This window comes from Shewanella sp. SR1 (assembly GCF_020447145.1).
Taxonomy (GTDB): domain Bacteria; phylum Pseudomonadota; class Gammaproteobacteria; order Enterobacterales; family Shewanellaceae; genus Shewanella; species Shewanella baltica.
This window is the reverse complement of record NZ_JAJAEF010000002.1, coordinates 212,958-224,453: the sequence shown is the minus strand read 5'-3', so window position 1 is coordinate 224,453 and position 11,496 is coordinate 212,958. Positions and strand designations below refer to the sequence as shown.

The window sequence follows — 11,496 nt, the reverse complement described above, 5'->3', positions numbered from 1 at the left end:
GTTAGTCCTGACTGATACGGCTGGCGACCGCTTCTTGCTGATCTTTATACTTGGCACTTTTACGGGTGTTATAAGGACGTGCAACCGCATGATTGAGGCGTTCAAAGTTAAGCGCACCTATGGTCATACGTGGACGCAGGGCCAAAGGTAACTTGCCGCTGTTATAGAACTCGAGCACGATTTTACCCTGCCAACCTGGATCGATACGGTGCGCCGTCACGTGCACCATCAGGCCTAAACGCGCCAATGATGAACGACCATCGAGCCAACCGACGATATCGGCGGGCAGCGTCACGCTCTCGTAAGTCACCGCCAAGGCCAATTCGCCAGGATGCAGGAAAAACGCTTCGCCATCAGGGATTTCGATAATTTCACTCATCACCCGATCAAGCGCAGCTTGCATCTCGACGCTTGGACCACTCAAGTCGATATAAGGCGCAGTATGATCTTTAAAGACGCGAAACTGTCCACCTAAGCGCACATCAACACTGACGCCTGAAATAGCTTCTATGCCTGGGCGAGGTTCTATTACGATAGTGCCGTTATCAAGGGCCTGTTCAATTTCGATATCGGTTAAGCGCATCTTGCCTATTACTCCTTGAGTTTTTATGTCGTTATTTTGCCAGTAAATGTTGGATACGAGTTTTTAAAATATCGGTCGCAATACGATTCTTACCGCCGCGGGGAACGATAATATCGGCGTATTGTTTCGACGGTTCGATAAACTGTAAGAACATAGGACGCACGGTTTTCTTGTACTGAGAAATCACAGATTCCATCGTACGGCCCCGTTCTGCCACATCACGGGTTAAGCGACGTAGGAAACAAATGTCCAGCGGTGTGTCCATAAACACACTCGCGTCCATCAGCGCACGTAATTTAGGATCGGTCAGCAGTAAGATACCTTCTAAAATGATCACTTTTTTCGGTGTCATCGTCAGGGTTTCTGCTATGCGAGTGTGTTCTGTGTAGCTATAACAAGGGATATCAACAGCTTCGCCAGACTTGAGCAACTGTAAATGGGTGCACAACAGTTGATGGTCCAACGCTTTTGGATGATCGTAATTCGTTAATACCCGTTCATCCATGGATAAATGACTCTGATCGCGATAGTACGCGTCTTCATTAATTACCCCTATTTGATCTGTGCCTAAATCGCGGCGTAATTCGTCAAAAATCGTTTTGGCAATTAAACTTTTGCCCGATGCTGACGCGCCAGCAATTGCAATAATGACACACTGCTGAGAATTCATACCCTTAAACCTTACTCGTCATCTGAAACACTAATAGAAACTGTTTTCTGGCTTTGCTTTAAAGCCAATTCTGCGCCCACTTTACGGGCAATTTCCCGATAAAGTGCGGCTACTTCACTGTCTGGATCGGCAACGACCGTCGGCGCACCATTATCCATGGCTTCACGGATATTGATGTGCAGTGGCAAAGCGCCTAACAGTGGAACTTGATAACGCTCGGCGATTTTACTGCCACCGTGTGTTCCAAATGGATGTTCTTTATGTCCACACTCGGGACATAAATGGAAACTCATGTTTTCGACGATACCCAGCACAGGAATGTTCACTTTCTGGAACATATTGATGCCCTTCTTGGCATCGGCCAGCGCGATATCCTGCGGCGTAGTCACTATAACAGCGCCACTCACTGGCACTTTTTGCGACAGGGTTAATTGGATATCACCCGTGCCCGGCGGCATATCGACGACTAAGTAATCCAGCTCTGGCCATTGGGTTTCATTGAGCAGTTGCGCTAAGGCGCCCGCTGCCATGGGGCCACGCCACACGGCGGCTTCATCGCCGCTGAGCATAAATCCAATCGATTGCGCTGCAATGCCATGGGCACTGGCGGCGGTCATATGTTTGCCATCGGGGGAAAGCGGTCTGAAATTAGGAATACCTAGCATCATAGGCACTGACGGGCCGTAAATATCCGCATCGAGAATACCCACCTGCGCGCCTTCAGCCGCTAAGGCCAAGGCTAAGTTCACCGCTGTGGTTGATTTACCCACACCGCCCTTACCTGAGGCAACGGCAATCACTTGCTTCACATTGGCAATAGGTGCGATAGAAGATAACGCTGAATAGGCTTTAGGTTGAAAATCGATTTCACACTCGACTTCATCGATAGCATCGAGCACGGCCAACTTGTTGGTCAACGCCATCACAGTGTCGCGATACTGGGTCATGCAAGGGTATGGATAGACTAAGCCAAGCTGCAAACGCTTACCTTCCAACGCCAGTTTATTTACGCATCCTGCGCTCACTAACCCTTTCGCGAGATACGGGTCAACAAATGAATCGAGAATAGCCAGAACTGGCCCGAGAAGATCGTCATTTAGACGATAATCAGTTTGAGTTGAAGACAAAAGAATTACCCCCACCAATAAATTTGCCCAAGTGTACCAGATAATGCAGAAAACATTAGCGCAGATTTAGCTCAATCGGCTCAGCTTTTGATGAAAATCATCCTGTAATCGGTTAGTATCTCTACCAATATTTTTGGCCCACCACGATATTTGAGACAAGATGGCAACTTCACAACGTAAAATTCTCGTGACCAGCGCACTTCCCTACGCAAACGGACCGATACATTTAGGTCACATGTTGGAATACATCCAGACAGATATCTGGTCGCGTTATCAAAAACTTCGTGGACATGAGTGCCACTATATTTGTGCCGATGACGCCCATGGCACGCCGATCATGCTTAAAGCGCAGCAATTAGGTATAGCGCCTGAAGATATGATCGCCCAAGTGAACAAAGAACATCAACAGGATTTTGCCGATTTTAATGTCGCTTTCGATAACTATCACAGCACCCACAGCGAAGAAAACCGTCTCATGGCGAGCGATATTTATCTCAAGCTACGGGACAACGGCTATATCAAGAGCAAGAGCATTTCTCAGTTATTCGATCCTGAAAAATCCATGTTCCTACCCGACCGCTTCGTAAAAGGTACTTGTCCTAAGTGTAAGTCGCCTGATCAATATGGCGATAACTGTGATTCTTGCGGCGCGACTTATAGTCCAACTGAACTGATCAATCCAAAATCAGCGGTATCGGGTGCAACGCCAGTGATGAAAGACACTGAGCACTTTTTCTTCGACCTGCCCGCCTTCGAAGGCATGCTAAAAGAGTGGACTCGCTCTGGCGCCCTACAAGTCGAAATGGCCAATAAACTCGACGAATGGTTTGAGCAAGGTCTGCAGCAATGGGATATCACCCGTGATGCACCGTATTTTGGTTTTGAAATTCCCGATGCACCGGGCAAGTATTTCTATGTTTGGTTAGATGCGCCTATCGGCTATATGGGTTCATTCAAAAACCTGTGTGCAAAACGTCCTGAGTTGAGCTTCGATGAATTCTGGGGCAAAGATTCAACTGCTGAGGTTTATCACTTCATCGGTAAAGACATCGTTTACTTCCACAGCTTGTTCTGGCCAGCCATGCTGCACGGCTCAGGTTATCGTCAGCCAAACAGCGTTTATGCCCACGGTTATGTGACGGTCAACGGCGCGAAGATGTCTAAATCGAAAGGCACGTTCATTAAGGCGCGTACTTACTTAGATCATTTAGATCCTGAATATTTACGTTACTACTACGCCGCCAAACTCAGCAGCCGTATCGACGATTTAGATTTAAATCTGGAAGATTTCGCCCAGCGCGTGAACTCAGATTTAGTCGGTAAGCTAGTGAACTTAGCCTCGCGCACCGCAGGTTTTATCACTAAACGTTTCGATGGCAAGCTCGCGAAAATTAACGACACCCCCCTGACTGAGGCGTTTTTAGCCAAGCAAGACGTGATTGCAGACTTTTACGAGTCGCGCGAATACGGCAAAGCGATGCGCGAAATCATGGCGCTGGCAGATATTGCCAACGGGTTTGTAGCCGATGCAGCACCTTGGCAAATGGTAAAACATGACGATCAGCAAGAAGCGGCCCATCAAGTGTGTTCAAACGCCTTGAATCTGTTCCGTATTCTCGTGACGTATCTAAAACCTGTATTGCCACGTTTAGCCCAAGATGTGGAAGCATTCTTCCAATTACCACTCACTTGGGATGCATTGAGCCAAGATTTAGCGGGTCATGAAATCGCCCCATTCAAGGCAATGATGCAACGTGTTGAGCTAGATAAAGTCAATGCCATGGTTGCTGATTCCAAGGATAACCTGCAAGTCACGGCCGATGCACCAAAGACGGGAGCGCCTGAAAAAACCGCTGAAGCTTCATCGGTTAGCAGTGAACCGCTGGTTGACGATCCGATCAGTGAGACCATCAACTTTGATGATTTTGCGAAAATCGACCTGCGTATCGCTCGCATCGTCAAAGCCGAGCATGTTGCTGACGCCGACAAGTTACTCAAGTTACAACTCGACATCGGTGGTGAAACGCGCCAAGTGTTTGCCGGGATTAAATCGGCTTATTCGCCAGAAGATCTCGAAGGCAAGTTGACTGTAATGGTGGCTAACTTAGCGCCACGTAAGATGCGTTTTGGCATGTCAGAAGGCATGGTGTTAGCCGCAGGCCCTGGTGGCAGCGACCTGTGGATTTTAGAACCCCATGAAGGCGCACAGCCTGGCATGCGGGTTAAGTAATCTGCGCTAGATAACGCTTGAAAAATCAATAAGGCCGCATTTATGTGGCCTTATTTGTTGGTATCGATTGTTTGAGCCTATTTGTGGCTTCGAGTGTCACTCAGTCTTTTGAAAGACTCAGTTTACGCCACTAGGTTTCGCTGACAGGTTTAAGCGACTGCTTTAAGTGACAGGTTTCAGAGATCGAGTTAATGCTCGTATTTCTATCGACAAGGCATTTGCTGCAGTGTGATATTCATATCTGTGACAAGTCTAAAATCGACGCAGTGTTCAGTGAATCATTCGAGGAGTAGTTATGGGAAATATCGTTGAGCAGTTGCTGTTTTCTGCCTCGATTACGGGTCCAATCTGTTTGATGTTAGCGCTCGGTGTGATCCTAAAACGCACCCAAATCATTAATGAAAACTTTATTGATGTCGCATCAAAACTAGTCTTTAACGTGACGCTGCCAGCCTTGCTGTTCCTTAGCATTATTAGCTCCAATCACGATCTCGCCTCCAGTGCGCCCTTAATTGGCTATGGTTTAGCGGCCAATTTCCTGTTTTTTATACTCTCCACCTATGCAACTGGGCAGCTATTTCCCAAGCACAAAGACCAAGGAGTGATTATTCAAGGGGGATTCAGGGCCAATACCGCGATTATCGGCTTAGCTTATGTTTCCAACGCCTACGGCAGTTCTGGTGTTGCTTTAGCTGCGGTTTATGTCGCCTCAATGACGCTGCTCTACAATATTCAAGCGGTTATTTGCCTAAGCCCTAAAGGCGAAGAATCCAGCCAACGCGCATTTGGCGTGATTATTAAAACCATTACTAAAAACCCGCTGATCATTGCCATTATGGTCGGCATGTTGTTCTATTTACTTGCTATTCCAGTACCGAAAATGGTGCTCGATGCGGGCCAATACTTTGCCAATATGACCCTGCCACTAGCGTTACTGTGCACTGGCGGTTCGCTCGATATTGGTTCACTCAAACATGAAAAGCATTCGACTTGGTTCTCGACCGCATTGAAACTGATCTTTGCCCCGCTTTTTATCACGCTTGGGGCCTTGCTATTGGGCTATCGAGGGATTGAGTTAGCGCTGGTCTTTTTAATGAGTTCTGCTCCCACCGCAGCCGCAAGCTATGTGATGGCACGCGCCATGGGTGGCAATGCCCCCCTTGCGGCCAATATTATCGCGCTGACCACAGTCTGCTCGTTAATCACGTGCACCTTAGGCATCTTTGTATTGTCCACTTTGGAGCTAATCTAGTTTCAGTTAAAAGTTAAGAGCTGGTTGCTCAAACGCTAGAGGAACAAGTTTGAGTGCTGATAAGTCACCATAACTCACAGTAAAAAAGGCGAGCCATGCTCGCCTTTCGATTAGGGATAAAACGGCAATATGATCATCATAAGCCGCTTTAAGACAGGATTAGACCGGATTAGTGATATCCACAAAATGGTGCACGAGATCAAACTCGCGGGCGAGATGACGGCCTAAGGCTTGAATCCCAAAACGTTCGGTCGCATGGTGCCCCGCCGCAAAATAATGTATGCCCTGCTCCACCGCACTGTGGAACGTGCGTTCGGACACTTCACCACTGATAAACGCATCCACACCTAAACTCGCCGCAACATCGATATAGTCCTGCGCGCCGCCAGTACACCAAGCTAAATGTTGGATCTTGGCATCGCCATCACCAATGTGCAGTGGGGCTCTGCCTAACGCATCCTCAAGGGTGTGAGAAAATTCGCTAGCACTAACCGCAAGATCAAGTTTTCCACGCCACAGCAGCCCCTGAGCCACCTCTTCGATGGCTTCTGCGTCGACGATCCCAAGCTGCCTGCCCAACGTCGCGTTATTACCCAGCATTGGGTGGGCATCTAAGGGCAAATGATAGCCAAATAAATTAATTTCATGCTTGAGCAGTGCCTTAATCCGGCGTTGTTTCATGCCAGTGATCACTTCAGGCTCATTCTTCCAAAAAAAGCCGTGATGGACCAAAATCGCATCGGCGTTTAATCGAATCGCTTCATCGATCAAGGCCTGACACGCAGTCACGCCCGTCACTATGGTGCAGATTTCATCCTTGCCTTCTACCTGAAGCCCATTGGGCGCGTAATCTTTAAACGCCGATACATGTAAAAAATCGGCTAAATATTGAGTTAATTCTGTCCGTGTCATTGCATTACCGTCCTTTACTCGAGATGACCATTTACTGAAGATGACGACTTAATCAAGATAAGACAGTCGCTTACATCGCGACATCAACACGCACACCACCTTGTAGGTAGACGACACGTACTCTGTCACCCGCATTGAATACCATGCCAGTATCATAGTCTTGGATCACCATAACTTGGGTGCCATCTTCTTGATTGATCATCAATTCCACCAGCTTCAATGACTGCACGCTCGTGCCACTGCCATATCGATTACCGACACTGCCACCAATCAAGGCGCCTAAAATGGTCGCCACATCACGGCCAGAACCGCCACCAAACTGATTACCAATCACCCCACCTGCTAAGGCGCCACCAAAGGTTTTCCAACCTCGATTACGGTCTTCAATCAGCTGGGTTTCAGTGATATTACGTACCGAAGTGATATCGCCATAGAGCACTTTCTCGACAGGCACGGCTTGATTACGGTCATAACCCGCACTCGCGGGGCTGAGGATAAACGCAAAAATAAACATAAAGCTTGCTAGAGTAGGTTTCCACATATCTGAATTTCCGCTAACTTAATAATAAGGTCTATAACTAAATCATACTCAATTGTGAAGTCACTGTCTTTTCTGAATCACGAATTTGAAGCTTTTCCTTCACCCGAACTCGCCTTAACCGATCCTAATGGGTTATTGGCTATCGGCGGCGACTTACGTCCTGAACGCTTGCTCTCGGCTTACTACAACGGTATTTTTCCTTGGTTTAACTCAGATGATCCTATTTTGTGGTGGTCGCCCGATCCCCGCGCCGTGTTTATTCCCGGTGAAATACACATCAGCACAAGTTTGCGGAAATACTTAAAAAAACAACCTTGGCGGATCACAATCAATCACGCCTTCACCGATGTGATGGCGGGATGCGCGCAGCCAAGAGAAAAACAGAGCGGCACTTGGATCACCCAAGAAATTCAAATGGCCTATCGCGAACTGCATCACACAGGTCACGCCCATTCCATTGAAGTCTGGGAAGGTGAACGTTTAATCGGTGGGCTTTACGGCTTAGCAATCGGCCAAGTGTTTTGCGGCGAGTCCATGTTTCACCGTAAAACTAATGCGTCCAAGGCCGCTGTTGCAGCGCTGCAACAGCATTTACTCAAAATGGGATTCAAACTCATCGATGCACAAGTGATGAATCCTCACCTAGAAAGTTTGGGAGCCAAAGCCATTAAACGCATTGATTTTATAACGTTACTGAGCGAACTGAGAAACAATCCCGTGGACCCAGCGACTTGGACCACTAAAGAGGTCATCCTTGAACTCGAGTAAAGCATCGATCGCTATCGGTATCAGTCAAATATTTCCCTGCAGCTACCTCGATGGCCAGCAGGAGCAGCTACTTGTCATCCAAGAAGATACGCTCGATCCCATTTTATTTGAGCGTTTACTCGCGGTGGGTTTTCGCCGCAGTGGCGGCTCCATCTATAAACCCCGTTGCCCAAGGTGCAGCGCGTGCCAGCCTATTCGTGTGCCAGCGCAGGAATTTGTGCCATCGAAACGTCAAAAACGGACTTTAGCAAAAAACCAAGATCTGACCTGGCGAATTACATCGGAACAAACCGCCGAACAATATGCCCTGTATGAACATTACATTCGTGAGCGGCATTTTGACGGCCCTATGTTTCCCCCGAGTGAAGATCAATATAATCACTTTCTTTTTTGCCATTGGTTGCCGCCGACGTTTATCGAGGTCTATAACGGCGATAAATTATTAGCCGTCGCGGTCACAGATACCTTACCCAATAGTCTGTCGGCGATTTACAGCTATTTTGACCCCGACGAAGAACAGCGTTCCCTCGGCGCCCTGTTAATTTTAATTCAGTGCCGATTGGCAAAACTGATGGACAAAGAATTTGTTTATCTCGGATATCAAATAGATGAAAACCGTAAGATGTCCTACAAGCGTTTATATCGCCCATATCAAATTCTCACACCGACGGGCTGGGAGTATTCCCAAGTTTGCTAAGTACTTCCCCTTTACAGCAGGGTGAATTTGGGGCATGATACGCCCGTTTTTTATATTCGAAGGCTAATGGGATAATTAATTAATGGCGAAAGAAGACAACATTGAAATGCAAGGCACTATCCTTGAAACCTTGCCAAACACAATGTTTCGTGTAGAGCTTGAAAATGGTCATGTGGTGATAGCCCACATTTCAGGCAAAATGCGCAAAAACTACATCCGGATCCTTACTGGCGATAAAGTTACCGTCCAGCTGACTCCTTATGATCTGACCAAAGGTCGCATTGTCTTCCGCGCACGCTGATATAGCCTCTTAGATTTAAAAACCCGGCAAGGCCGGGTTTTTTTGTTTGCGAAAGATGAAAAAAATGGCTGCAATTGCAGCCATTTTTATGTCTAAAACTAATGGATAATCAAGCGTTAAGCTTTTGTTGTCGCTTTTTCGTGACGTTCGGTACGAATGACAAGCTCGCCCTCCTTCACATCCACATGCGCCACACCGCCTGACTCTAAGACACCAAATAAGATCTCGTCTGCCAATGGACGTTTGATCAATTCGGTCACGACCCGAGCCATTGGACGCGCGCCCATGTTCTTGTCGTAGCCTTTCTCGGCCAACAAGGTTCTGGCTTCGTCGCTGACTTCCAAAGTAACGTGTTTTGCATCCAATTGAGCCTGCAATTCCACCAAGAATTTATCGACCACTTTGGCGATAATCGTCATATCCAAATGGTTGAACCAAATGATGGAATCGAGACGATTTCGAAATTCTGGCGAAAATACCCGATTAATTTCAGATAACGCATCTTGAGTGTGATCTTGCTGGGTAAAGCCAATCGACTTACGAATAGTCTCCTGAACACCCGCGTTCGTCGTCATCACCAAAGTCACGTGTCTGAAGTCCGCCTTACGACCATTATTATCGGTCAAAGTACCGTGATCCATCACCTGCAACAGCAAGTTATAGACATCGCGGTGGGCCTTCTCGATTTCATCCAATAGCACCACACAGTGCGGATTTTTAATCACAGCATCGGTGAGCAAGCCACCTTGGTCATAACCCACATATCCAGGAGGCGCACCAATCAAGCGTGACACTGTGTGGCTTTCCATGTACTCAGACATGTCAAAGCGCACCAGTTTCATTCCTAAACAGTTGGCTAGTTGGTTAGTGACTTCGGTTTTACCCACACCGGTGGGACCCGCGAATAAGAAGCTACCCACAGGTTTCCTGTCTGTACCTAAGCCACTGCGCGATAAGCGAATGGCCGAACTCAGACTCTCAATGGCCTTGTCTTGGCCAAAGACCACCATCTTAAGGTTACGCTCAAGATTACGCAGTAAGTCCTTATCAGTGGCGGATACCGACTTCTCAGGGATACGCGCCATTTTCGCCACTATCGACTCAATCTCGGCTTGGCCTATAGTCTTTTTACGTTTGCTCATAGGCAACATCACCATACGTGCACCCGCTTCATCGATCACATCGATGGCTTTATCGGGTAAATGTCTGTCGTTGATGTGCTTGGCCGATAATACTGCAGCGCTGCTGATCGCAGCCTGTGTATAACGAACCCCATGATATTCTTCGTATTTAGACTTAAGCCCCATCAAAATCTTAGTGGTTTCTTCCACTGAAGGCTCATTGATATCCACCTTTTGGAAACGACGTGCAAGTGCGCGGTCTTTCTCAAAAATACTTTGATATTCTTGGAAAGTTGTCGAGCCCATGCAGCGCAAGTTACCGCTAGATAGCAAAGGTTTCAGCAGATTAGAGGCATCCATTACGCCGCCAGAGGCCGCGCCCGCACCGATAATGGTGTGGATCTCATCGATGAATAGGATGGCATGCTTATCAGCCGCCAGTTCTTTTAACAGGTTCTTAAAGCGCTTTTCAAAGTCGCCGCGATACTTAGTTCCCGCCAGCAGTGAACCTAAATCCAAGGAATACACTGTGGCTTCAAGCATCACATCTGGCACTTGTTTATTGACGATCCGATACGCCAGCCCTTCGGCAATCGCCGTTTTACCTACGCCCGCCTCACCCACTAACAGCGGATTATTTTTACGGCGACGGCACAGGGTTTGAATCGCGCGCTCAATTTCTTGATCACGACCAATCAGTGGGTCGATGATCCCTTGCTTAGCAAGTTGATTTAAGTTGGACGCAAATTGCGACAACATGCTGCGCTCTTCGCTGCTTTCGCCCTGATCTTCAACCCGTTCTTGATCTTGATGTGACTCAGCATCATCATTTTTGGCGAAACCATGGGAAATAAAATTCACAACGTCTAGGCGACTAATATCGCAGCGGCGCAGTAAATACACGGCTTGGGATTCTTGCTCACTGAAAATGGCGACTAACACGTTAGCGCCGTTCACTTCATTGCGACCCGATGACTGCACATGGAATACTGCACGTTGCAGCACTCGTTGGAACCCCAGCGTTGGCTGAGTTTCTTTGTCATCATCAATATCGGCAATGATTGGGGTTGTTTGTTGGATAAAGCTTGCCACTTCATCTCTGAGTTTATCTAGATTCGCTCCACAGGCGATTAACGCTTCTTGAGCCGCAGGATTGTCGATCAGAGCTAATAACAGATGTTCCACTGTCATATACTCGTGACGCGCGTCTCTGGCTTGCTGAAACGCCAGATTTAAGGTGACTTCCAGGTCTTTGTTCAGCATAAGCACCCCCAAAATTAACAACAGACTACAG

General features: G+C 47.6%; 11 protein-coding genes. 5 read left to right on the top strand and 6 right to left on the bottom strand.

The window, feature by feature from the left end; translation table 11 throughout:
- Position 1: 1 nt before the first annotated feature.
- Genes dcd through apbC form a run of 3 tightly spaced genes read right to left on the bottom strand, consistent with a single transcriptional unit; the run spans position 2 to position 2,380 of the window.
- On the bottom strand, positions 2 to 583 hold the full coding sequence (gene dcd / locus KV201_RS02890; RefSeq protein WP_006081925.1) for a dCTP deaminase: 582 nt from the start codon (positions 581 to 583) through the stop codon (positions 2 to 4).
- Positions 584 to 614: 31 nt separating this feature from the next.
- On the bottom strand, positions 615 to 1,253 hold the full coding sequence (gene udk, locus KV201_RS02885) for a uridine kinase (protein WP_006081926.1): 639 nt from the start codon (positions 1,251 to 1,253) through the stop codon (positions 615 to 617).
- 11 nt (positions 1,254 to 1,264) lie between these two features.
- A complete protein-coding gene (apbC, locus tag KV201_RS02880; protein WP_006086266.1) occupies positions 1,265 to 2,380 on the bottom strand; it encodes an iron-sulfur cluster carrier protein ApbC in 1,116 nt (371 codons plus the stop codon).
- A gap of 160 nt (positions 2,381 to 2,540) precedes the next feature.
- Between apbC and metG the strand changes: the two genes are divergently transcribed.
- Together metG and KV201_RS02870 are read left to right on the top strand one after the other, a co-directional pair.
- Entirely contained in the window at positions 2,541 to 4,610 is a 2,070-nt protein-coding gene (gene metG, locus KV201_RS02875) for a methionine--tRNA ligase (protein ID WP_226058450.1), read from the top strand.
- A gap of 295 nt (positions 4,611 to 4,905) precedes the next feature.
- Entirely contained in the window at positions 4,906 to 5,862 is a 957-nt protein-coding gene (locus tag KV201_RS02870; RefSeq protein WP_226058449.1) for an AEC family transporter, read from the top strand.
- Between the two features lie 159 nt (positions 5,863 to 6,021).
- Here KV201_RS02870 and KV201_RS02865 read toward each other — a convergent pair whose 3' ends face one another.
- Entirely contained in the window at positions 6,022 to 6,774 is a 753-nt protein-coding gene (locus tag KV201_RS02865) for a Nif3-like dinuclear metal center hexameric protein (protein WP_063884454.1), read from the bottom strand.
- 70 nt (positions 6,775 to 6,844) lie between these two features.
- The gene (locus KV201_RS02860; RefSeq protein WP_226058448.1) at positions 6,845 to 7,315 is read right to left on the bottom strand and encodes a glycine zipper 2TM domain-containing protein; all 471 of its coding nucleotides are present in this window, start codon (positions 7,313 to 7,315) and stop codon (positions 6,845 to 6,847) included.
- A gap of 54 nt (positions 7,316 to 7,369) precedes the next feature.
- On the opposite strand from KV201_RS02860, the gene aat reads away from it, so the two are divergent.
- The 3 genes from aat to infA all read left to right on the top strand — a co-directional run bounded on the left by aat (position 7,370) and on the right by infA (position 9,081).
- On the top strand, positions 7,370 to 8,083 hold the full coding sequence (gene aat, locus KV201_RS02855; protein ID WP_226058447.1) for a leucyl/phenylalanyl-tRNA--protein transferase: 714 nt from the start codon (positions 7,370 to 7,372) through the stop codon (positions 8,081 to 8,083).
- Positions 8,070 to 8,780 (top strand): arginyltransferase, encoded by a 711-nt coding sequence (locus KV201_RS02850; protein WP_006086261.1) that lies wholly within the window; start codon positions 8,070 to 8,072, stop codon positions 8,778 to 8,780. The genes aat and KV201_RS02850 overlap by 14 nt, the downstream gene beginning before the upstream one ends.
- 82 nt (positions 8,781 to 8,862) lie before the next feature.
- Positions 8,863 to 9,081: a translation initiation factor IF-1 gene (gene infA, locus KV201_RS02845; protein WP_006081934.1), complete on the top strand. Its 219-nt coding sequence runs from the start codon at positions 8,863 to 8,865 to the stop codon at positions 9,079 to 9,081.
- 116 nt (positions 9,082 to 9,197) lie between these two features.
- On the opposite strand, the gene clpA is transcribed toward infA, so the two are convergent.
- Positions 9,198 to 11,465, bottom strand: coding sequence for an ATP-dependent Clp protease ATP-binding subunit ClpA (gene clpA, locus KV201_RS02840; RefSeq protein ID WP_006081935.1), 2,268 nt, complete (start codon positions 11,463 to 11,465; stop codon positions 9,198 to 9,200).
- Between the last annotated feature and the right edge of the window lie 31 nt (positions 11,466 to 11,496).